A 22,678-nucleotide genomic window follows, 5' to 3' on the forward strand; every position below is an offset into this window, starting at 1 on the left:
GTGTGTGGGGATATACAATTACATACATAATTCAGAAGTGGAGAGATTTTTTATGGAAAAAACATTTCTAATGGTAAAACCAGACGGTGTACAACGTGCCTTCATTGGGGAAATTGTAGCTCGTTTTGAGAAAAAAGGCTTTCAATTAGTTGGTGCAAAATTAATGCAAGTCACTCCAGAAATTGCTGGACAACACTACGCTGAGCATAAGGAAAAACCTTTCTTTGGTGAGTTAGTAGACTTTATTACATCTGGACCTGTATTCGCAATGGTATGGCAAGGTGAAGGTGTAGTAGATACAGCTCGTAACATGATGGGGAAAACAAGACCACATGAAGCAGCTCCTGGAACAATTCGTGGAGATTTCGGTGTAACTGTTGCGAAAAACATTATCCATGGTTCTGATTCTTTAGAAAGCGCAGAGCGCGAGATTGCTATTTTCTTTAAAGAAGAAGAATTAGTTGACTACTCAAAATTAATGAATGAATGGATTTACAAATTATTTTGAAATAATTTGTAAACGCTTTAATCACTGTGATAATAGTAAAAAGTGCAAGGAGAATAGGGGTATTCTTCTTGCACTTTTTTTATTTTCAGTTAGTTACGAAGTTTGAACTGTTATGATATCTTGATATTTAAATTAGGACTATCGGAAATATAGAATAAGAAAATGGTCGATTTATGATATAATTTCTTTAATATTTTTAGAATGATAAAAGTTAATATAGTGAGATAAATACATATACGAAAAGAGGAATAACGTATGCGATATATTACAGCTGGTGAATCTCATGGTCCACAACTTACAACGATTATAGAAGGTGTTCCGGCAGGATTGTCTTTAGTAGCAGATGATATAAACGAAGAGTTAGCTAGAAGGCAAAAGGGATATGGGCGCGGTAGACGCATGCAAATTGAAACGGATCAAGTGCAAATTTTAAGTGGTGTTAGACATGGAGAAACATTAGGTTCCCCTATTGCACTTGTTGTTGAAAATCGTGATTTTGCACACTGGACAAAAATTATGGGGGCGGAGCCTTTAACTGAGCAAGAAGAAAAAGAGATGAAAAGGAAAGTGACAAAACCAAGGCCTGGGCATGCTGATTTAAATGGTGCGATTAAATATGGTCATAGAGATATGAGGAATGTACTGGAACGTTCGTCAGCGCGCGAAACGACGGTGCGTGTTGCTGCTGGTGCGGTTGCTAAAAAGGTGTTAGCAGAACTTGGTATTAAAGTAGCGGGCCATGTAATTGAAATTGGCGGTGTACAAGCTAAGGAGATTACGTATAGTTCAATTGAAGAATTAAAGAGTATTACCGAAGCATCTCCTGTACGTTGCTTAGATGACGAAGCTGGTAACCAAATGATGAAAGCGATTGATGATGCGAAAGCAAATGGTGATTCAATTGGTGGAATCGTTGAAGTAATTGTGGAAGGGATGCCAATTGGAGTAGGTAGCTACGTGCATTATGATCGAAAACTGGATGCGAAATTAGCAGCTGCAATTATGAGTATTAATGCTTTTAAAGGTGTCGAGATTGGAATTGGTTTTGAAGCAGCGCATAGACCAGGAAGTGAAGTTCATGATGAAATTCTGTGGAATGAGGAGCATGGATATACACGAAGAACAAATAATGCAGGTGGATTAGAAGGCGGTATGACGACTGGAATGCCAATTGTTGTGCGCGGTGTGATGAAACCGATACCTACACTTTATAAACCTCTTCAAAGTGTAGATATTGATACGAAAGAGCCTTTTACAGCGAGCATTGAACGTTCAGATAGTTGTGCAGTGCCAGCAGCTAGTGTCGTTGCAGAAGCGGTTGTGGCTTGGGAATTAGCGACAGCTTTAATAGAACAATTCGGATTAGATCGTATGGAACTAATTCGTGAAAATATTGAGAAACATAATGAATATGCGAGGGGATTTTAATGGGAAACATACATATTCAAACGAAATCAAAAGAATATGATGTACATGTTGGTAAAGAAGTGTTGTCAAACTTAACAACGATCGTTCAAAATATGCAGCCAGCGGTATCTAACGTAATGATTATTTCAGATGAAGCTGTTGCATCACTACATTTACAGACAGTTATCGATGCATTACAAGTAGAGCAGCACGTGTTTTCGTTTGTTGTACCAAGTGGCGAAAAAGAGAAGTCTTTCGAAAATTTCTATGCGGCTCATACGTCAGCTCTTGAAAATAAATTAGATAGAAATTCTTTAATTCTTGCACTTGGAGGCGGAATGATTGGAGATTTAGCTGGTTTTGTTGCTGCATCGTTTATGCGTGGTATTCGCTTTGTGCAGGTTCCGACAACTTTATTAGCGCACGATAGCGCAGTGGGTGGGAAAGTAGCGATTAACCATCCGTTAGGTAAAAATATGATTGGTGCATTCCATCAGCCAGAAGCAGTTGTATATCATACACCGTTTTTACAGTCTCTTCCTGAAAAAGAGTGGCGTTCAGGTTATGCAGAGGTGATAAAGCATGCTCTTATCGGTGATGTGGAGCTATACCATTGGTTAAAAGAAGAAGTGCAAACATTAGCGGATCTTCATGATGAGAAGTTAATCCATATATTAACGAAGGCGATTCCTGTAAAGGCAAATGTTGTGTCACAAGATGAAACAGAGAAGGGTGTACGTGCTCATTTGAATTTTGGACATACGTTAGGACATGCTCTTGAAAAAGAGCTAGGGTATGGAAATATTACTCACGGTGACGGTGTAGCGGTTGGAATGTTATTCGCCATATTTTTAAGTGAGCAAGTGTACAAGGTTGATCTTGCTTATGAAGATATGAAGCAGTGGTTCTTGAAATACGGCTATCCAAAAATGCCAGGAGATTTGAATGTAGAGCGCCTCGTTCAATTGATGAAACAAGATAAGAAAGCAAATGCAGGAGCAATTCATATGGTGCTTATGCAGGAATATGGGGTAGTGAATGTCGTATCTATTTCAGATGAGACTGTTCATATTGCGTTAGAGGCATTTCAAAAAGATATGGTTTAAAATGATAGCGAAGTGCTGTGAAGTGCTCATTTAGAGGTATTCTCGTAATAGTGACGGTTATGACAAAAGATTACAGTAAGGGGCTATAACCGTATTGTAATCAAATTGAATGAAATGACTGGGGGAAGAAAAATGAGAGTGAAAGAGCAATTGTTAACTTTGAGAGCGTATGTGCCTGGGAAAAACATTGAAGAAGTAAAAAGAGAATATGGTTTATCAAAAATTGTGAAATTAGCATCCAACGAAAATCCATTCGGTTGCTCAGCACGTGTGACAGAAGCATTAACTTCTTTAGCGAGCCAATATGCCCTTTATCCAGATGGATATGCCTTTGAACTTCGGACAAAAGTAGCGGAACATTTAGGTGTAAAAGCAGAACAACTACTATTTGGTAGTGGATTAGATGAAGTCATTCAAATGATTAGCCGAGCGTTACTACATGAAGGAACAAACGTTGTAATGGCGAATCCTACGTTTTCACAATATCATCACCATGCTGTTATTGAAGGAGCAGAAGTTCGTGAAGTATCACTTAAAGATGGTATTCACGATTTAGATGCAATGCTAGAGCAAGTAGATGAGAAAACGAAAATTGTATGGATTTGTAATCCGAATAATCCAACAGGTACATATGTTGAGAAACAAAAATTACTTTCATTTTTAGAATCAGTTCCTAAGTCGGCTCTCGTTATTATGGACGAAGCATATTATGAATACGCGGAAGCAGAAGACTATCCGCAAACATTACCACTTCTTGAAAAGTATGAAAATCTTATGGTTTTACGCACGTTTTCAAAAGCATATGGTTTAGCTGCTTTTCGTATCGGATATGCGATTGGGGATGCGAAGTTAATCGGACAGCTAGAAGTAGCTAGGTTACCATTCAATACATCAACTGTAGCCCAATCTGTAGCACTCGCTGCATTAGAAGATCAAGCTTTTTTACAAGATTGTGTGCAAAAGAATGCTGAAGGTTTAAATCAGTATTATGCATTTTGTAAAGAATATAACGTATTCTATTATCCATCTCAAACAAATTTCATTTTCTTAAAACTCGGTATACCAGGTAATGAAGCTTTCGAACGATTAATGAAAAAAGGATATATCGTTCGTTCTGGTGCTGCATTTGGTATCGATGATGGTATTCGTATTACTGTCGGTTTGAAGGAAGAAAATGATGAAATTATAGAGTTACTGAAAGAGCTTGTAAATGAGCAAGTACAGAAAGAAGAAACATATTCTTAAGAGATTGTGAAGGCTCCTATTATAGGAGCCTTTTTTATCGCATTCAAAATAAAGGTTGAAGACTGCTAATTAAGTTATTCTGTAAACCACGGTTTGTATGGCTTGATAATTAGTGAGAGAAGTTATTTGCACGGTCATAAAAGAAAGCGGTACAATAGAAGATGATGATAAGGTATCGGTGTCATATCCGAACCTTTTGAACAATTAACTACTCTGTAGGAAGAAGTATAAGAAGAAGCATGCTCATTCTAAAGGTTGCGTTCTAACAGTGAGTTGCTTATGATAAATGAACAGAAGAGAATATTTTTTAGAATTAAAGGAGACGTTTATGCAAAAGTTTGAACAAGCTGTTTCATATATTGAAAATGGTGAAGCAGAAAAAGGATTACAATTATTAAAAGAACAATTAAAAATTGCGAATGATGAAGAGAAGTATGATATCGCTCGTTACTATCATACACTTGGATTTACAGATGAGGCATTAGCAATTACTGAAGACTTACGTTTACTGTATCCAGAAGAAAGTGAATTCACTGTATTTTTAGCAGAATTATATATTGATCTAGATAAAGAAGATGAAGCGATTGAAGTGCTTCATGATATTCCAGAAAATGACGATTTATATGTTCAATCGTTATTACTTGTTGCAGATTTATTCCAAATGCAAGGTTTTGATGATGTAGCAGAGCAAAAACTATTAAAGGCGAAAGAAATGATGCCTGATGAACCTGTTATTACGTTTGGGTTAGCAGAATTATATAGTAGTAAAGGTGAAGAACAAAAGGCAATTACTTATTATGAATCGCTATTAGCGGAACATAAAGTAATGGGTGGTGTTGTGATCGCACTTCGCCTCGCAGAAACGTTAAGCGCGATCGGAAACTGGGAAGAAGCGATTTCTTATTATGAAGCAGGCCTAGAGGAACAAAAAGATATTCACTCATTATTTGGATATGCCTTCACATTATACCAAGGTGAAGAATATCAGAGAGCAATTGGTGCTTGGCAAGAACTAAAAGAATTAGACCCTGAGTACGCATCACTGTACATGTATTTAGCGAAAAGCTATGAAAAAGAAGGAATGCTTCAAGAAAGCTATGAAACGCTTCATGAAGGAATTAAAGTAGATGAGCTTTCAGTTCCATTTTATGTAGAGTTAGCGAACATTGCGGCGAAATTAGGAAAAATAGTAGAAGCAGAGGAAGTTCTTCAAAAAGCGCTTGAGTTAGATCCAGGGCATTTAGGTGCAACATTAAAATATGCATATATCTTAAAAGAACAAGAAAAGTACGAAGAGTTAATTGCAATTGTAGAGCGTGCTATTGATAGTGGAGAACCAGATACACAACTACTTTGGGATCTTGCGTATGCAAAAAAACAATTAGAAATGTATTCGGATGCATTAAAACACTATGAAAGTGCATATACTTCTTTTAAGAATCATCCAGACTTCTTAGAAGAGTACGGTTATTTCTTATTGGAAGAAGGAAAACGAAAAGAGGCGAAAGAAGTATTTACCCAGTTATTACAACTAGACCCGACACAAATTCATATTGAAGAGTTGTTATATAATTTAGAGGATTTTTCATAAGTTGGAAGGAAACTGAATGCCGCTTCTTGAATCTAAAAAGAAAAGAGAAAGACAGAGGAGGGACTTAATTGCTATGAATACCCCTGTTTCTGTAAACGAGAAGAAGGATTTTGTAAAATGGTTTTTGAATAATTACCAACTGAAACAGCGTGAATGTGTATGGATTCTGAATTATTTAATGAGTCACGACCAATTGATGCATAAAGTCCACTTCGTAGAGCATGCAAAATATTGTCCGCGTGGCTTAGTGATGTCAGCGAATTGTGTGAAAGACACACCGTTTCACTTTTTTAAACAAAATGTTATGACAACAGATGCTGAAAAATCGTTTCATGATATTCGTTTAAATCGAGATGAGGATATTTATATTCAACTCAACTTTAAATCATCGTTTCAAAATGCGAATTATGTAGCTGTATTAGAAGAAAACCCATATCTACCAAAGCATATTGAAGTAAATGAAAAAGATCGTTTACTTGCAGAAAGGTTTTTGGAAGAAAGTGTATTTTCGTTTAGGAGAGAACGCCTTTTGAAACAAATTGATGAAGCGTTAGATAAGCAAGATAAGGAAGCGTTTCATAGATTAACGGCAGAGTTAAAAACTTTATAGAATTTATTTGGATTAATAAATTTTTACAAATTTCAGACTTTCATCAAGAAAAACTACCTATATTGGGTAGTTTTTCTTTTTTTACCTCTTTTAGTATGGTTTAATATATATAAAGTGAAAGTTCTGTCATTTGTAAGTGAAGGAGGGAAGGAATTTGAAGTGGATTGTAAAAGATGTGGAACAGTTTGAGCAAGCAAGAGAGTATGTTGATACAGGAGTAATACCGCTGTTATCAATTTCGGCAGCAAAAGAAATGAAAATGGTTGTAGAACAAGGTGAATTTATCGAATTGTTGAGCACGGAATTGGAAAGAGAGTATAAGGGAAGAGTGCTTTTACTGCCTGCGTTTACGTATTTGGTAGAAAGTCAAAAGAATGAAAAAGGTCGTTTGCAAGAATGGACAAATCATTTACGAAGTGAAGGTTTTAAGCATATTGCTTATGTTACAAGTGATTTTTCATGGAAAGAGGATATGCAAGAGTTACAGGGAGATTTGTTTTGGTTTCCTTCATTAGCATTAGAACAATTTAGTGATCAAGCAAAAAGAGAAGTTATTCATGCACATATAAAAAATATAATGGTGATGTTGGAAGAGAAATGGGGAAACTCATAATAAACAGAAAGTTCTTATTATTATGAGTAGTATGATATTGACCTGTGCATGAGCGTATTATATCATGATAGTGTCCTAGTTTTTATTTTTTATATAATTTATCACGAGGGGACAATTTCTGATAGAGGGGGGAAATTTTCGTGAGCGAGAAAGAACATCGCGTGTCAAGAAGACAATTTTTAAATTACACACTCACAGGGGTAGGAGGCTTTATGGCTGCCGGTATTTTAATGCCGATGACGCGATTTGCGCTTGATCCGGTGTTAAGAAAAGAAGCGGGAACGGATATGGTTGCTGTTGCGCAAGTAAAGGATATTACAACAGAGCCGAAGCGTTTCGATTTTAAAGTGAAGCAGGTTGATGGTTGGTACAAGTCTGAAGAACCAAAATCAGCTTGGGTTCATAAAGATGAAAGCGGAGACATTGTTGCGTTCTCTCCAGTATGTAAACATTTAGGATGTACAGTTAACTGGAATTCGGACAAAGCACATCCGAATCAATTCTTTTGCCCATGTCACGGGGGTCGTTATACAAAAGATGGGATTAACATTAAAGGTACGCCACCCCTTGCTCCGCTTGATGTGTACGAGTCTAAAGTGAAAGATGGAACGCTGTATCTAGGAAAAGCGAAGCCAAGAGGGGGTGCAAAGTAGATGTTAAATAAAATTTATGATTGGGTGGATGAAAGATTAGATATTACACCAATATGGCGTGATATCGCTGATCATGAAGTACCTGAACATGTAAACCCGGCACATCACTTTTCTGCATTCGTCTATTGCTTTGGAGGACTTACCTTTTTCGTTACTGTAATTCAAATTTTATCTGGAATGTTTTTGACGATGTATTATGTGCCTGATATTAAAAATGCTTGGGAATCAGTTTACTATTTACAAAATGAAGTTGCTTATGGGCAAATTGTTCGTGGTATGCACCACTGGGGTGCTAGTCTCGTAATTGTAATGATGTTTTTACATACACTCAGAGTTTTCTTCCAAGGTGCGTATAAAAAGCCCCGTGAGTTAAACTGGATTGTTGGTGTTCTTATTTTCTTTGTTATGTTAGGTCTTGGTTTTACCGGATATTTATTACCGTGGGATATGAAAGCTTTATTTGCTACAAAAGTAGGGATTCAAATTGCAGAGCAAACACCGCTCATTGGTCCTTATATTAAAACATTACTCGCTGGTCATTCCGAAATTGTTGGCGCTCAAACATTAACTCGCTTCTTTGCTATTCACGTCTTCTTCTTACCAGCAGCACTTCTAGGTTTAATGGCCTTCCACTTCATCATGATTCGCAAACAAGGTATTTCCGGTCCACTATAAGAGATTGCTAAATTAAAGGGGAAAGAACTAAAGGAGGGAGATTATGCACCGCGGCAAAGGGATGAAGTTTGTAGGAGATTCTCGGGTACCAGTAGCTCGGAAACCAAATATTCCAAAAGACTATTCTGAATACCCAGGGAAAACAGAAGCATTTTGGCCGAACTTCTTGTTAAAAGAATGGATGGTTGGTGCAGTTTTTTTAATCGGTTATTTATGTTTAACAGTGGCGCATCCGTCGCCGCTTGAGAGAATGGCGGACCCAACAGATGCTGGATATATACCACTTCCAGATTGGTATTTCTTATTCTTGTATCAGTTATTAAAGTATTCGTATGCTTCCGGTTCATTTACTGTAATTGGAGCATTTATTATGCCAGGGATTGCGTTTGGAGCATTACTGTTAGCTCCATTTCTTGATCGAGGTCCAGAAAGACGTCCATTGAAGCGTCCTGTGGCAACTGGATTTATGCTTTTAGCAATTGCATCGATTATCTTTTTAACTTGGGAATCTGTAGCACACCACGACTGGGAAGCTGCAAAAAAACAAGGAGCAATTGTAAAAACAGCGCCAGTTGATAAAAATGATGATGGCTATAAATTAATGCAAAAAAATACTTGTTTAACATGTCATGGTGACAATTTACAAGGCGGGGCAGCAGCACCGGCACTGCAAAACTTAACTTTAAAGCCAGAAGAAATTGCTAAAATTGCGAAAGAGGGAAAAGGTTCAATGCCTAAAGGTGTATTTAAAGGTACGGATGAGGAACTGAAGAAGCTTTCGGAATTCGTTGCAAAGTATAATAAAAAATAATAAAAAAGCTGACTACAAAATTTGTAGTCAGCTTTTCTATTTAGTTGGATGAAGTTTGTTATAATAGAGTAGGATTTAGTGAATGAATTACTTTGCTTGAAAGGTGTTGGACATACGGATTGGTGTACTTGTATGCAATGTTAAGACAACGCTCGGTATTATTATTTTTATTAATTGTTAACTTATTAGGTACAATTTATGGATTTATATGGTACGGAAATCAATTGAAAGAAACGTCACCTATATTTTGGCCGTTTGTACCAGATAGTCCTATGGCGACTCTCTTTTTTGTCTTTGTTTTAATTGCTTTTTTGGCAAAGAGAAACTGGGGATTAATAGAAGCGTTAGCGATTGTAACTTTAATAAAATATGGTATTTGGGCTGTTGTTGTAAACGCGATTATGATTTACGTAAAAGGGCCTATAGGCCTTATGGGCTACATGTTAATGCTTTCGCACTTCGCGATGGCAATACAAGGATTTTTATATGCTCCATTCTATCGTATAAAAAAATGGCATTTTATAGTAGCAGCTGTGTGGACGTTGCATAACGATGCAATTGATTATTTATTTTGGCAAATGCCGCGATATGGAATTATGCATTTGTTTGTAGAGGGAATTGGTTATTTTACGTTTTGGTTAAGTATTGCTGTACTATGTATTACATATTATTGTTGCTTACGTGAGCAAAGAAAACAATTTTCTTTATGATGGTTAGAACATTTAGGGGGAGAACATGGAGAAAAATAAGAGTGGTACAAAAATATTGGATCGATTGATTACTTTAGTTGTTTCATATAGCATAGCATTTTCTATTTTTGCACTCGCAACAACGGCAGTTGTATATGGAAAATGGTTGTATTATTTTGAAATTGATTTTTTAAATATTCCTGATTTAGCGGATATGACGAAGGATGAAATTAAAAGAAATTACGATGTGCTTATTACATATTTATCCCCGTTTTATGACGGAGCATTACATTTGCCCACATTAGATATGTCCACAAATGGCCGTATTCATTTTGTAGATGTTAAAAATATTTTAGTAAAGATTCAATATGTGATGTATGCGACAATTATGATTGCAGTGATAGGCGGAATTTATTTATTAAAAAAGAAAAATGAAAAGTTTTTACTGCACGGATCGATTTTAACAATCATTTTTCCGATAGCGCTTATGTTACCAATTGCTATTAATTTTGAAAAGAGTTTTGTATTATTCCATAAACTTTTATTTAGTAATGATTATTGGGTTTTTGATCCTGAAAAGGATCCAATTATATTAATGTTACCAGAAGAGTTCTTTATGCATGCTGCGTGTGCTATTTTATTATTCATTTTAGGTGGGAGTATACTTTGTTACAGCTTATATAGATATCTCGTAAAAAAGAAAAGGATGTCACAGAAAAAATTCTCTGCTTAAAGAGAATTTTTTTCTTTGTAAAACGATAATATATTTTTCGGTCTAGTTCTGTTCTATTCTTGTCCAAATTAACATATTTTGTACTAGTAGTTAAGGGGGGACCGGGATGAAGAGAACATTAATTGGATTGATAGCATTTCTAATTATAATGTTTCCGTTACGTATATATGCTGAAGAGTGGAATGAGCTAACAGGGTTGTTAGACGACTCGTTACAGTTAGTGAAGCGTAATGAAGATGAAAAAGCGGTACAAGTATTACAACATTTCTCGGAGCAGTTTTTAATAAAGGGGAATGAAAAGAAGCAGGAAGTAACACCAGATCAAGTTAGAGTTATTTCTTTAGCTTACGATAAGGCGCAACAATCGCTCTCTGAAGAAGGTTTAGGTAAGCAAGCTAAAATTGATAATGTGCTGGCATTACAACTTGCTGTTGATGCACAAGTATCGAAATATCAACCACTTTGGATGGAAAGAGAAAGGAAAGTAATGGATGCCTTTTCTCAAATGGAAAAAGCGATGGAAAAAGAAGATGCTGGGCAGTTTCAACAAACGTTAAATACGTTTTTAAATGAATTCAATATTATTTATCCAAGCTTAATGATTGCTTTGCCAGAAAACGAGGTCCAGCGTGTAAATGTTCATTTATCTTATTTAGATGAATTTCGTAACGTTATGTTAAAAACGAAAGGCGGCCAAATGCAATTAGGGATTATTAAAGGGGATTTGCAAAAGATATTTCACACAGTAAAAAAAGATGAAATTGCACCCTCTCTCATTTGGTTTATGACAATTACTGGGGGACTTATTTTATTCACATTAACTTATGTTGGATGGAGAAAGTATAAAGGAGAGAGAGAAAAAAGAAAAAGTAATGTACATTCTAAAAATAGATAATGCAATAAATAAAGATATGGATTGTAAGGTTTATTCATTGACAATAGTGGCAGAAGAAAATAGAATGAGAAGTACTATAATTAAAACTTCAATGGAGGTTCATGATGTTTTATTTAATTTACTTCGCGATCATAATGATCATACCGTTGTATGCACAGTCAAGAGTACGTAGTGCCTATAGCAAGTATTCACAAGTTTATTCAACATCAGGTATGACAGGAGCGGAAGTGGCTCGAAAAATTTTAGATGAAAATGGATTATACAACGTAGCTGTAGAAGAAACACCAGGTCATTTATCAGACCATTATGATCCAACCGCTAAGACGGTTCGATTATCAACAGATAACTATTATGGACATTCAGTTGCTGGTACAGCAGTTGCAGCACACGAAGTAGGACACGCAATTCAAGATGCACAAGATTATAACTTTATGCGTATTCGTCATTCGTTAGTTCCTGTGGCTAATTTTGGATCGAATATATCATGGGTATTTATTATGATTGGTATATTTGCGACAATGTCAAAACTATTGTTATTAGGTATCATTTTAATGGCAGCAGGTGTTGTGTTCCAGCTCGTTACATTGCCAGTTGAGTTTGATGCGTCAAAGCGCGCAATGCAACAAATTGAAGCGTTAGGTATTGTATCAACAGATGAATATGGGCAAGCTCGTAAAGTATTAAATGCGGCAGCATTAACATATGTAGCAGCTGCAGCTGTAGCGGTATTTGAATTATTACGTCTCGTATTAATGTATACTGGTATGCAGCGTAGCGACGACTAAAGACTATCAATTTTGATAGTCTTTTTTTGTTGTGTGGATTGAATTATATAATGTATTGCAAATAGAAATAATAGAAGTAATGCGGAAAGGTGGTGGGGGAAATGAAATATCCAGACCATTTAGTAAAACAAGTACAAGAGCGTAGTGCTCCTTATCAACTAGAAGGTTTTTTAAGTGGACAAGGTCCTGAAAATCCCAAATTTATGTTGTTAGGAGAAGCACCTGGTGAAACAGAAATTCATAATGGGATTCCGTTTAGCGGGAGGGCGGGAAAACAATTAATGGTTTTTTTAGAGCGTATCCACGTTACAAGGGAAGAAGTATATATTACGAGCGCTGTTCGGAGTAGACCTTATAAATGGCGAGAGAAAAAAGAACGAAATGGTGAAATCATACAAAAAAAGTATAATAGAACGCCAAATCAGGGAGAAATAGTTGCCCATGCGCCTTTGTTAGATTATGAATTAGAGAAAATACATCCGAAGCTTATCGTCACGCTTGGAAATATCGGTCTTCAACGTTTAACAGGAAAAAATAAAAAAATCACAGATGTACACGGGCAATTATTAAAACAGCCCATTCAAAAATTAAAGGATATGCAAAGTGCAGAGTTTACATGGTCAGAGAAAGAATATCATGTTTTTCCGACTTTTCATCCAGCTTCCATTTTTTATAATCGGAGTTTATTGGAGCTTATTCATGAGGATTTTGAGAAGCTTAAAAGACTTGTAATAAAAAACTAGAAAAGCTAAGGCGCTTTTCTAGTTATATTTAATTATGTAAAGGGTTTTTATTTTCATCTAACGTAAACCCTTCACCAACTACATCATGTACATCACTTACAGCGACAAAAGCATGAGGATCTACAGAAGTAATGATATTCTTTAATTTCACGATTTCATTTTTAGCAACAACGCAATACAATACATTACGTTCCACTTTTGTATACGATCCAACAGCTTTTAAAAAGGTTGCTCCGCGCTCCATTTCAGATAAAATTTTGGCAGCAATTTCATCGTTTTTCTCTGAGATAATAGTCGCTCCTTTGGCAGCATAAGCTCCTTCTTGCATAAAATCAATGACTTTAGCACCGATAAAAACAGCAACTAGCGTATACATGCCCTCACGGTATGATAAATAGGTAAGAATAGAGACGACGATAACGACAGCATCAAACATAAACATTGTTTTCCCCATACTCCAGCCAACATATTTGTGCGCTAGTCGTGCGATAATATCTACACCGCCAGTAGTCCCGCCATATTTAAATATTATTCCAAGGCCGATACCGATAAATGCCCCGGCGAATAAAGCTGCGAGTGTCATATCATTTTGCAAGTTTAAATGTAAGTTGAGTACTTCGTAACGCTGGAAAATCCATAGAAATAAAGATACGCTAAAGGTTCCAATTAATGTATATAAAAATGTCGTTCTGCCAAGTAACCTCCAGCCAATAAAAAATATAGGAATATTTAAAATTAAGTTTGAGTAGGAAGGATCAAACTTAAATAAAAAATACAATAATAGTGTAATACCAGTAAACCCACCCTCTGCAAGGTGGTTTTCAATATTGATATTGACAATACCGAAAGAAAATATAGCGGAACCAATTAAAATAAAAATAATATTTCGCATCTTCAATTTTGATGTCATATAGAAATCCCCCTAATTATGTAATGATTGCATTGCTCCGCTGAAACGGTAAAACATAATAATAAGTAATTTCTAGTTGCTAGTAAAAATAGTAAGAACCTGATTGATGTGGGCTGATTTTTTGTGAAAAGTGCAAAAGAAAGTTTCACTTTATCCCGCTCTAAAGGCTGATAGGAGATGAAGCAAAGAAGAGGGGCAAACCAGCCGTAGGAACCCGATTGGTGTGGGCTGATCTTTTGCAAAAATCGCAAAAGAAGTTTCACTTTACCCCGTACCAACGGCTGGTAGGAGATAAACCTCTGAAGAAAGGCAAACCAGCCGTAGGAACCCGATTAGTTCAACTAATCTTTTGCAAAAAAATCACAAAAGAAGTTTCACTTTATTATAGTCTATCCAAAAATGGGTCGCAAATAGGTGTTTGGCGGGGAATAATATTTGTCAAATCGCGATGAATTGGCTAACATGAAAGAGGAAGGATTAGAGGTGAATAGTATGGAAGCAAAAACGATGAAAGATATGCAGAAAGAAGTAGATGCATATATTGGTCAGTTTAAAGAAGGTTATTTCAGTCCGCTTGCAATGATGGCTCGTTTAACGGAAGAAATGGGAGAGCTTGCAAGAGAGGTAAATCATTATTATGGTGAGAAACCGAAGAAAACAACTGAAAAAGAAAGAAGTATTGAAGAAGAGCTTGGAGATGTATTATTTGTTATGATTTGTATGGCAAATAGTTTAAATATTGATTTAGAGACAGCACATAACATTGTAATGAATAAATTTAATACACGTGATAAAGATCGCTGGACACGTATTGATGAGGGAGAGAAAGAATAATGAAAGAAATTAAAGTAATTATCGCCGGACCAAGAGGACGTATGGGACATGAAGCAGTCCTTCTTATGGAAAGAACGGAACATTTTAATTTAGTAGCAGCAGTGGATTATAAGCATGGTGGTGAGAAGATTTCTAATTTACCTGGCATGCCAGCATTACATGCGCCGATTTACGCTGATTTACATACTTGTTTAGATGAAGTAGAAGCAGATGTGTTGTTAGATTTAACAACACCAGAAGTGGGGAAACAACACGTTACACTTGCAGTTGAGCGTGGACTTCGTTCGGTTATTGGTACAACTGGATTTACAGAAGAAGAATTGACACGTTTAACAGAGAATGCAAAAGAAAAAGCAGTAGGAACAATTATTGCTCCAAACTTTGCAATTGGTGCAGTTCTTATGATGAAATTCTCACAAATGGCAGCGAAATATTTCCAAGATGTTGAGGTAATTGAATTACATCATGATCAAAAATTAGACGCACCATCTGGTACAGCTGTAAAAACGGTAGAGTTAATTCGCCAAAATCGTGAATCAAAGCAGCAAGGTCATCCAAATGAAGTAGAGCAACTAGCAGGTGCACGAGGTGCAAATGTAGACGGTATTCACATTCATAGTGTACGTTTGCCAGGGCTTATTGCACACCAAGAAGTAATGTTTGGTGGAGATGGACAAATGTTAACAGTTCGTCATGATTCATTCAATCGTGCATCATTTATGTCAGGTGTAAAACTATCAATTGAGACAGTAATGAACCTTGATCATCTTGTGTACGGTTTAGAAAATATTATCGACTAAAGGGGAGACAACGGATGAAAATTGCCTTAATCGCACATGACAAAAAGAAAAATGATATGGTTTCGTTTGCATACGCATATAAACCAATTTTTGAACAACATGAATTATTTGCAACAGGAACGACAGGGCTTCGCATTATGGAAGCGACTGGATTAGTTGTAACAAGATATCAATCTGGCCCTCTTGGTGGAGATCAAGAAATTGGTGCAATGATTGCAAAGAACGATTTAGATATGGTGATTTTCTTCCGCGATCCATTAACAGCACAGCCGCATGAACCGGATGTGAATGCATTACTTCGTTTATGTGATGTATATGCGATTCCACTTGCAACGAATATGGCAAGTGCTGAAATGTTAATGCACGCATTAGAGCGAGGAGATTTAGATTATCGTAAGTTAAGAAAATGAGGGGAACAATTATGAGTGGATTACATATATTAGCGTTTGGTGCTCATGCCGATGATGTTGAAATCGGCATGGCTGGTACCATCGCTAAATATACAAAGCAAGGGTATGAAGTAGGTATTTGTGATTTAACAGAAGCTGATCTTTCTTCAAATGGAACGATAGAGTTGAGAAAAGAAGAAGCGAAGGTCGCAGCTCGTATAATGGGAGTAAAAACGAGGCTGAATTTAGCGATGCCAGACCGAGGTTTGTATATGAAAGAAGAGTATATACGTGAAATTGTCAAGGTGATCCGTACATATAAACCAAAACTAGTTTTTGCGCCGTACTATGAAGATCGCCATCCAGATCATGCAAATTGTGCAAAGCTTGTGGAAGAGGCTATTTTTTCAGCAGGAATCCGTAAATATATGCCGGAACTTTCACCACATCGTGTGGAGTCTTTTTATAATTATATGATTAATGGTTTTCACAAACCGAATTTTTGTATAGATATAAGTGAGTACCTCTCTATAAAGGTGGAAGCATTAGAAGCGTATGAAAGTCAGTTTTCAACAGGGAGTGATGGTGTTAAGACACCGTTAACAGAAGGTTACGTTGAAACTGTGATTGCTCGTGAGAAGATGTTTGGAAAAGAAGTTGGAGTCTTGTATGCCGAGGGATTTATGAGTAAGAAACCGGTTTTATTACATGCTGATTTATTAGGGGGATGTAAATGAAATTAAAAATAGGTATTACATGTTATCCTTCTGTAGGTGGTTCTGGAGTTGTTGGAACAGAATTAGGAAAGCAATTGGCGGAACGTGGGCATGAAATTCACTTTATTACATCGGGTTTACCATTCCGGTTAAATAAAGTATATCCAAACATTTATTTTCATGAAGTGACGGTAAATCAATACTCTGTATTTCAATATCCACCATACGATTTAGCGTTAGCAAGTAAAATGGCCGAGGTTGCACAAAGAGAAAACTTAGACATTTTACATGTGCATTACGCAATACCACATGCAATTTGTGCATATTTAGCAAAACAAATGATCGGAGAGCGTATTAAAATTGTTACAACCTTACATGGAACAGATATTACTGTGTTAGGTTCCGACCCTTCGTTAAATAATTTAATTCGTTTTGGTATTGAGCAATCGGATGTTGTTACTGCTGTCTCGCATTCATTAATTAACGAAACACATGAGCTTGTAAAACCAAGTAAAGAAATTCAAACGGTATATAACTTTATAGACGAACGTGTATATTTCAAGCGTAATATGTCTCAATTAAAGAAAGAATATGGTATAAGTGAGAGTGAAAAAGTACTTATTCATATTTCGAATTTCCGTAAAGTGAAACGTGTGCAGGATGTTGTTCAGGCATTTGCTAAAATTGTTAAAGAAGTAGATGCGAAGTTGCTTCTTGTTGGAGACGGACCAGAATTCTGTACGATTTTACAGATAGTGAAGAATTTACATATTGAAGATCGCGTTTTATTCCTAGGGAAGCAAGATAATGTTGCAGAACTACTTGCGATGAGTGATTTAATGTTGCTTCTATCAGAGAAGGAAAGTTTTGGTCTTGTTTTATTAGAAGCAATGGCGTGTGGTGTACCTTGTATCGGAACGCGGGTTGGAGGTATTCCAGAGGTTATTCAACACGGGGAAACAGGATATTTATGTGAAGTTGGCGATACAACAGGAGTGGCAAATCAAGCTATTCAGCTATTAAAGGACGAGGAACTTCACCGTAATATGGGAGAACGAGCAAGAGAAAGTGTTTATGAGCAATTTCGCTCAGAAAAAATTGTTTCACAATATGAAACGATTTACTATGACGTACTAAGGGATGACAAAAATGGAAAGATTTAAAAAAGCTAGTTCTATTATTGAGACATTAAAGCAACAAGGACATGAGGCTTACTTTGTTGGTGGGAGCGTACGAGATCTTATTATCGATAGGCCGATTGGAGATATTGATATTGCGACATCTGCTCTACCAGAAGAAGTGATGGCTATATTCCCAAGAAATGTTCCTGTTGGTCTTGAGCATGGAACTGTAATTGTTGTAGAAAATGGTGAGCCCTATGAGGTAACTACTTTTCGAACAGAAAGCGAATATGAAGATTTTCGAAGACCTAGTAGTGTTCAATTTGTTCGTTCATTAGAAGAGGATTTAAAACGTCGTGATTTCACGATGAATGCAATTGCTATGACAGAAGAAGGCAAAATGGTCGATTTATTTGCTGGACAGGAAGCCATTCAACAGAGAGAAATTGTGACAGTTGGAAATGCTGCGGATCGTTTTCAAGAAGATGCCCTGCGAATGATGCGTGGTATTCGGTTTGTAAGCACGTTAGGTTTTTCATTAGAAATGAAAACGAAGCAAGCGATTGAAACGTATGGGCATTTGCTAGAACATATAGCAATTGAGCGTATTACAGTAGAGTTTGAGAAACTGTTAACTGGTACATATTGTGTGAAAGGTCTCAAAGAATTAGTAGAGACGAAGCTATTTTCTCATTTGCCATATTTACAAATGTCAGAAGAGAGACTGTTAAAAGCTACGCAGTATAAATGGGATTCTTTCGAAACGGATATTGAGGCGTGGGCATTTTTCTTATATTGTATCGGAGAAGAACATCCATCTGTCTTTTTACGTCAATGGAAGTTTTCGAATAAAAAAATAAAAGATATTGTTGCAGTTTTATTGACAATCCGTACTAGAAAGGAGAAGGATTGGGATACAGTCCTTCTTTATAAAACGGGAATTCATATCGCTGAAATGGCAGAGAGAGTATATGAAGCGATGATTGAACGCTATGGCCCTACATCTGTTGAACGAGTACAATCAATGTTTCATGCATTGCCAATCCAGGAGCGTCAAGAAATGAATGTGACTGGTAATGATTTATTAAACTGGGCAAACAAAAAGCCTGGTCCGTGGGTTGCTGAGATGCTTCAGAAAATCGAAGAAGCAATCGTACAAGGAAACGTAGTTAATGAGAAAGAGCGTATAAGGGAGTGGCTACAAGGATGCAATCTACTATAAGAAAGCAGTTATTGCAAGTTTTTTCTGAAGCGGATGGCGAGTTTGTATCCGGCCAAACAATTAGTGATAAACTTGGTTGTTCAAGAACTGCTGTGTGGAAACATATGGAGGATCTGCGGAGTGAGGGATATGAACTTGAAGCTGTGCGTCGATTAGGTTACCGAATTGCAAGTAAGCCAAACAAAGTGACCGCTAATGAAATTCAGTTAGGGCTACAAACGAAGCGGATTGGTAGAACAGTGTATTTTGAAGAAACTGTTGAATCAACGCAGCACATTGCAGCAAAACTTGCTTATGAAGGTGCAGAAGAAGGAACTGTCGTTGTAGCAGAAGAACAAACAGCGGGAAGAGGTCGTTTAAGCAGAAAATGGCATTCACCAAAAGGAACAGGGATTTGGATGAGTATTATTTTACGCCCATCAATCCCAGTTCATCATGCACCGCAACTTACTTTGTTAGCGGCCGTTAGTGTTGCACAGGCAATTGAAAAATGCACGGGTGTAAACGTAGGAATAAAATGGCCAAATGATATTTTAATTCAAGGTAAAAAGGCTGTAGGTATATTAACAGAAATGCAAGCGGATCCTGATAAAATTAATGCTGTCATTATGGGCATCGGTATTAATGCGAATCAAAAGCAAGAACATTTTGATGAAGAAATTCAGCACATTGCTACTTCATTAGCGATTGAATCAGGTAAGCCGATTGTTCGTGCAGAACTTATGCAACAAATCTATTTACAACTAGAAAAATTATATGAAGAGTATTTACAAAATGGTTTCTCTGTCATTAAAATTCTTTGGGAAAGTTACGCTGTGAGCATCGGGAAAGAAATTACCGCTCGAACGATGAGAGAGACAATTACGGGGTTAGCAAAAGGAATCACAGAGGATGGTGTATTACTTCTGGAGGATCATGAGGGGAAAGTACATCATATTCATTCTGCAGATATTGAAATTAAGTAAAAGAAGTTCCTCTTTTGGAACTTCTTTTTATTTCAATAGTTTTGAGTTGAATTTGTAACATGATAATAAATTTTTTTCATATGCAATTCTCCTTTGTTAAGTACTTTCCTCAATTAATCTGCATCATTAGTTTAAGAGTTATACTATACAGTTAAATGGATTACAGAAAAAATTAACTTGGACTTTTTTAGCATGCGTTGAAAAAACATGTATCTTTTCAGGATAGAATTCTCCATAAAAACTGTATAGCATATATACTCTCGTGTTAAATTTCATATACCGTAATAAGAATAAAAAATTATTTTTTCAAAAAAATGTAGTAATTCCTTTTTGTAGTTTGCTATAATTAGTTCGAATGTGGGCAGTATCAGAGCGAACTGCACCATGATTCGAAGTCATACGAAAAATAATAACTTGGATTCTGCCTTGATCCAATAACGGACTGGGACAGAGGGATGAATAATGCCGACTAACACACAACCCTTCTGCCCTTTTATGGTCAGAGGGGTTTTTTATATGATTTCGGCCATCTCCTCTCTCCTGCATAAAGGAGGAGTAGTTTTTGAAAACAAAAACAGATTTTTTGAAGATGAAAGAGCAAGGTGAGCCGATTACAATGCTAACGGCGTATGATTATCCATCTGCTAAATTAGCAGAAGAAGCTGAAGTTGATATGATTCTAGTTGGAGATTCTCTTGGAATGGTTGTACTCGGATACGATTCAACAGTACCTGTAACAGTAGAGGATATGATTCATCATACGAAAGCTGTACGCCGTGGAGCGAAAGAGACGTTTATTGTAACTGATATGCCATTTATGTCGTATCACGTATCATTACAAGAAACGATGGTGAATGCACGTCGCATCGTTCAAGAGAGCGGGGCACACGCACTGAAGGTAGAAGGTGCTGGAGAAGTTATATCGACGATTCAATATTTGACGAACGCAGGAATTCCTGTTGTAGCGCATTTAGGTTTAACCCCTCAATCGGTAGGAGTGTTGGGTGGATATAAAGTGCAAGGAAAAGATGCGGAGAGTGCAAAAAAATTAATAGAAGATGCAAAGAAATGTGAAGAAGCTGGTGCAATAGCGCTTGTGTTAGAATGTGTACCAATGCAGTTAGCAGAACTTATTTCAGAGCAACTAACAATACCAACAATTGGGATTGGTGCAGGACAAAAAGTAGATGGACAAGTGCTTGTTTATCATGATCTTATCTCATACGGCGTAAATCGTGTTCCGAAATTTGTGAAGCAATATACGTCTGTTCAAGAGGAGATTGTGCGTGGGATTTCACAATATGTTACTGAAGTAAAGACAAGGCAATTTCCTGAAGAAAAACATTCGTTCACAATGAAAGAGGAAGAATGCTTAGCGTTATACGGAGGAAAACAATAATGAAAATCGTAACTACAGTGCAAGAGATGCAGCAAATTACAAGCGAACTTCGTGCAAGTGGAAAGAGTATTGGTTTTGTTCCAACAATGGGTTATTTACATGAAGGCCATGCTACTTTATTACGTAAGGCAAGAGAAGAAAATAAAATTGTAGTTTTAAGTGTATTTGTAAACCCGCTACAATTCGGCCCAAATGAAGATTTAGATCGATACCCTCGTGATATTGATAGAGATGAAAATGTAGCAAAAGAAAACGGTGTAGATTATTTATTTTATCCGAGTGTAGAAGAAATGTATCCAGCAGAACAAACAACAACAGTAGAAGTTGTGAAGCGCACGGACGTATTATGCGGTCAACAAAGACCTGGTCATTTCGCTGGTGTTGCAACTGTACTGATGAAACTATTTAATATTACGGTGCCAACGCGTGCTTATTTCGGTATGAAAGATGCTCAACAAGTTGCAGTAATTGAAGGATTTGTAACTGATTTCAATATTCCAGTTACAATCGTACCAGTTGATATTGTAAGGGAAGAAGATGGTTTAGCGAAAAGTTCTCGTAACGTGTACCTATCACAAGATGAACGTGAAGAAGCTCTTCATTTATACCGCAGCCTATGTATAGCGAAAGAAAGAATTGAGGCAGGTGAACGTAATCCGGAAATCATTACAAATCTTGTGAAAGATTATATTGAGACGCATACGAAAGGCACTGTAGATTATGCGGATTTATATGCATATCCGTCATTAACAATGGTAGAGAAAGTCGAAGGAAGAATCATTTTAGCTATTGCAGTTAAGTTTGAAAATGTAAGATTAATTGACAATATAACATTAACGGTTAAATAAGGGGGAGCATCTATGTTTCGCACAATGATGAGAGCAAAGTTACATCGTGCAACTGTAACGGAGGCAAATTTAAATTATGTAGGTAGTATTACAATTGATGAAGACTTAATGGATGCAGTAAATATTGTAGAAAACGAAAAAGTCCAAATTGTAAATAATAATAATGGTGCTCGCTTAGAGACATACGTTATTAAAGGGGAACGCGGTAGTGGTGTTGTTTGTTTAAACGGTGCTGCGGCAAGACTTGTACAACCAGGGGACAAAGTAATTATTATTTGTTATGGGCTAGTTACGGAAGAAGAGATTCATACACAAGAACCAAAAATTGCAGTACTAGACGATAATAATCAAATTATTGAAATGTTAGGTGCTGAAAAAGCGGGTACGATATTATAAGTAGAAAGGCTATC

General features: G+C 36.6%; 26 protein-coding genes. 25 read left to right on the top strand and 1 reads right to left on the bottom strand.

What is annotated here, in order from left to right; translation table 11 throughout:
- Positions 1-52: 52 nt before the first annotated feature.
- The 15 genes from ndk to ACS2QP_RS08635 all read left to right on the top strand — a co-directional run bounded on the left by ndk (position 53) and on the right by ACS2QP_RS08635 (position 13,064).
- Positions 53-508, top strand: coding sequence for a nucleoside-diphosphate kinase (ndk, locus tag ACS2QP_RS08565; protein ID WP_259809841.1), 456 nt, complete (start codon positions 53-55; stop codon positions 506-508).
- 255 nt (positions 509-763) lie between these two features.
- A complete protein-coding gene (gene aroC / locus ACS2QP_RS08570; RefSeq protein WP_001269384.1) occupies positions 764-1,936 on the top strand; it encodes a chorismate synthase in 1,173 nt (390 codons plus the stop codon).
- Positions 1,936-3,021, top strand: coding sequence for a 3-dehydroquinate synthase (aroB, locus tag ACS2QP_RS08575; RefSeq protein WP_000526819.1), 1,086 nt, complete (start codon positions 1,936-1,938; stop codon positions 3,019-3,021). Before aroC ends, aroB begins: the two co-directional genes overlap by 1 nt.
- A gap of 132 nt (positions 3,022-3,153) precedes the next feature.
- Positions 3,154-4,266: a histidinol-phosphate transaminase gene (hisC, locus tag ACS2QP_RS08580; RefSeq protein WP_001264023.1), complete on the top strand. Its 1,113-nt coding sequence runs from the start codon at positions 3,154-3,156 to the stop codon at positions 4,264-4,266.
- Between the two features lie 328 nt (positions 4,267-4,594).
- Complete coding sequence (locus tag ACS2QP_RS08585) at positions 4,595-5,857, top strand: tetratricopeptide repeat protein (RefSeq protein WP_001168671.1); 1,263 nt, start codon at positions 4,595-4,597, stop codon at positions 5,855-5,857.
- A gap of 73 nt (positions 5,858-5,930) precedes the next feature.
- Positions 5,931-6,467, top strand: a complete 537-nt coding sequence (locus tag ACS2QP_RS08590) for a ReoY family proteolytic degradation factor (protein WP_001095925.1) — start codon at positions 5,931-5,933, stop codon at positions 6,465-6,467.
- Between the two features lie 154 nt (positions 6,468-6,621).
- A complete protein-coding gene (locus ACS2QP_RS08595; RefSeq protein ID WP_000871313.1) occupies positions 6,622-7,080 on the top strand; it encodes a YpiF family protein in 459 nt (152 codons plus the stop codon).
- A gap of 140 nt (positions 7,081-7,220) precedes the next feature.
- Positions 7,221-7,733 (top strand): menaquinol-cytochrome c reductase iron-sulfur subunit, encoded by a 513-nt coding sequence (qcrA, locus tag ACS2QP_RS08600; protein WP_001290418.1) that lies wholly within the window; start codon positions 7,221-7,223, stop codon positions 7,731-7,733.
- Positions 7,734-8,408: a menaquinol-cytochrome c reductase cytochrome b subunit gene (gene qcrB, locus ACS2QP_RS08605; protein WP_000932700.1), complete on the top strand. Its 675-nt coding sequence runs from the start codon at positions 7,734-7,736 to the stop codon at positions 8,406-8,408.
- A gap of 43 nt (positions 8,409-8,451) precedes the next feature.
- On the top strand, positions 8,452-9,219 hold the full coding sequence (gene qcrC, locus ACS2QP_RS08610; RefSeq protein ID WP_000554603.1) for a menaquinol-cytochrome c reductase cytochrome b/c subunit: 768 nt from the start codon (positions 8,452-8,454) through the stop codon (positions 9,217-9,219).
- Between the two features lie 119 nt (positions 9,220-9,338).
- On the top strand, positions 9,339-9,929 hold the full coding sequence (locus ACS2QP_RS08615) for a DUF1405 domain-containing protein (RefSeq protein WP_326234710.1): 591 nt from the start codon (positions 9,339-9,341) through the stop codon (positions 9,927-9,929).
- A 25-nt stretch (positions 9,930-9,954) separates the two neighbouring features.
- Positions 9,955-10,641: a lipoprotein intramolecular transacylase Lit gene (lit, locus tag ACS2QP_RS08620; protein WP_000414378.1), complete on the top strand. Its 687-nt coding sequence runs from the start codon at positions 9,955-9,957 to the stop codon at positions 10,639-10,641.
- A 106-nt stretch (positions 10,642-10,747) separates the two neighbouring features.
- Entirely contained in the window at positions 10,748-11,536 is a 789-nt protein-coding gene (ypjB, locus tag ACS2QP_RS08625; protein ID WP_000831584.1) for a sporulation protein YpjB, read from the top strand.
- Positions 11,537-11,637: 101 nt separating this feature from the next.
- Positions 11,638-12,321, top strand: coding sequence for a zinc metallopeptidase (locus tag ACS2QP_RS08630; RefSeq protein WP_011109966.1), 684 nt, complete (start codon positions 11,638-11,640; stop codon positions 12,319-12,321).
- A 101-nt stretch (positions 12,322-12,422) separates the two neighbouring features.
- Positions 12,423-13,064: a uracil-DNA glycosylase gene (locus ACS2QP_RS08635; protein WP_000876873.1), complete on the top strand. Its 642-nt coding sequence runs from the start codon at positions 12,423-12,425 to the stop codon at positions 13,062-13,064.
- Positions 13,065-13,092: 28 nt separating this feature from the next.
- Here the strand turns inward: ACS2QP_RS08635 and ACS2QP_RS08640 are convergent, their stop codons facing one another.
- Positions 13,093-13,974 (bottom strand): YitT family protein, encoded by an 882-nt coding sequence (locus tag ACS2QP_RS08640; RefSeq protein WP_000202121.1) that lies wholly within the window; start codon positions 13,972-13,974, stop codon positions 13,093-13,095.
- Between the two features lie 492 nt (positions 13,975-14,466).
- Between ACS2QP_RS08640 and ACS2QP_RS08645 the strand changes: the two genes are divergently transcribed.
- From ACS2QP_RS08645 to panD, 10 genes are all read left to right on the top strand, one after another.
- Entirely contained in the window at positions 14,467-14,808 is a 342-nt protein-coding gene (locus ACS2QP_RS08645) for a nucleotide pyrophosphohydrolase (protein WP_002108639.1), read from the top strand.
- Positions 14,808-15,608 (top strand): dihydrodipicolinate reductase, encoded by an 801-nt coding sequence (gene dapB, locus ACS2QP_RS08650; protein WP_438882334.1) that lies wholly within the window; start codon positions 14,808-14,810, stop codon positions 15,606-15,608. The genes ACS2QP_RS08645 and dapB overlap by 1 nt, the downstream gene beginning before the upstream one ends.
- 14 nt (positions 15,609-15,622) lie before the next feature.
- The gene (gene mgsA / locus ACS2QP_RS08655) at positions 15,623-16,018 is read left to right on the top strand and encodes a methylglyoxal synthase (protein WP_000684765.1); all 396 of its coding nucleotides are present in this window, start codon (positions 15,623-15,625) and stop codon (positions 16,016-16,018) included.
- Positions 16,019-16,029: 11 nt separating this feature from the next.
- Positions 16,030-16,734 carry a bacillithiol biosynthesis deacetylase BshB1 gene (bshB1, locus tag ACS2QP_RS08660; RefSeq protein WP_000015673.1) on the top strand — a complete coding sequence of 235 codons (705 nt, stop codon included), beginning with the start codon at positions 16,030-16,032 and terminating at the stop codon, positions 16,732-16,734.
- Positions 16,731-17,876 (top strand): N-acetyl-alpha-D-glucosaminyl L-malate synthase BshA, encoded by a 1,146-nt coding sequence (gene bshA, locus ACS2QP_RS08665; protein WP_000768305.1) that lies wholly within the window; start codon positions 16,731-16,733, stop codon positions 17,874-17,876. The genes bshB1 and bshA overlap by 4 nt, the downstream gene beginning before the upstream one ends.
- Positions 17,863-19,056, top strand: coding sequence for a CCA tRNA nucleotidyltransferase (locus ACS2QP_RS08670; protein WP_438882335.1), 1,194 nt, complete (start codon positions 17,863-17,865; stop codon positions 19,054-19,056). The genes bshA and ACS2QP_RS08670 overlap by 14 nt, the downstream gene beginning before the upstream one ends.
- The gene (locus tag ACS2QP_RS08675; protein WP_438882336.1) at positions 19,041-20,021 is read left to right on the top strand and encodes a biotin--[acetyl-CoA-carboxylase] ligase; all 981 of its coding nucleotides are present in this window, start codon (positions 19,041-19,043) and stop codon (positions 20,019-20,021) included. The genes ACS2QP_RS08670 and ACS2QP_RS08675 overlap by 16 nt, the downstream gene beginning before the upstream one ends.
- A gap of 562 nt (positions 20,022-20,583) precedes the next feature.
- Positions 20,584-21,420, top strand: a complete 837-nt coding sequence (gene panB, locus ACS2QP_RS08680) for a 3-methyl-2-oxobutanoate hydroxymethyltransferase (RefSeq protein WP_000851108.1) — start codon at positions 20,584-20,586, stop codon at positions 21,418-21,420.
- Positions 21,420-22,268 carry a pantoate--beta-alanine ligase gene (gene panC / locus ACS2QP_RS08685; protein ID WP_000707029.1) on the top strand — a complete coding sequence of 283 codons (849 nt, stop codon included), beginning with the start codon at positions 21,420-21,422 and terminating at the stop codon, positions 22,266-22,268. The genes panB and panC overlap by 1 nt, the downstream gene beginning before the upstream one ends.
- 12 nt (positions 22,269-22,280) lie before the next feature.
- A complete protein-coding gene (gene panD / locus ACS2QP_RS08690) occupies positions 22,281-22,664 on the top strand; it encodes an aspartate 1-decarboxylase (RefSeq protein ID WP_000490184.1) in 384 nt (127 codons plus the stop codon).
- Positions 22,665-22,678: the final 14 nt, after the last annotated feature.

The sequence above is a fragment of the Bacillus cereus group sp. Bce019 genome, from assembly GCF_051781745.1.
Classification (GTDB): Bacteria; Bacillota; Bacilli; order Bacillales; family Bacillaceae_G; genus Bacillus_A; species Bacillus_A cereus.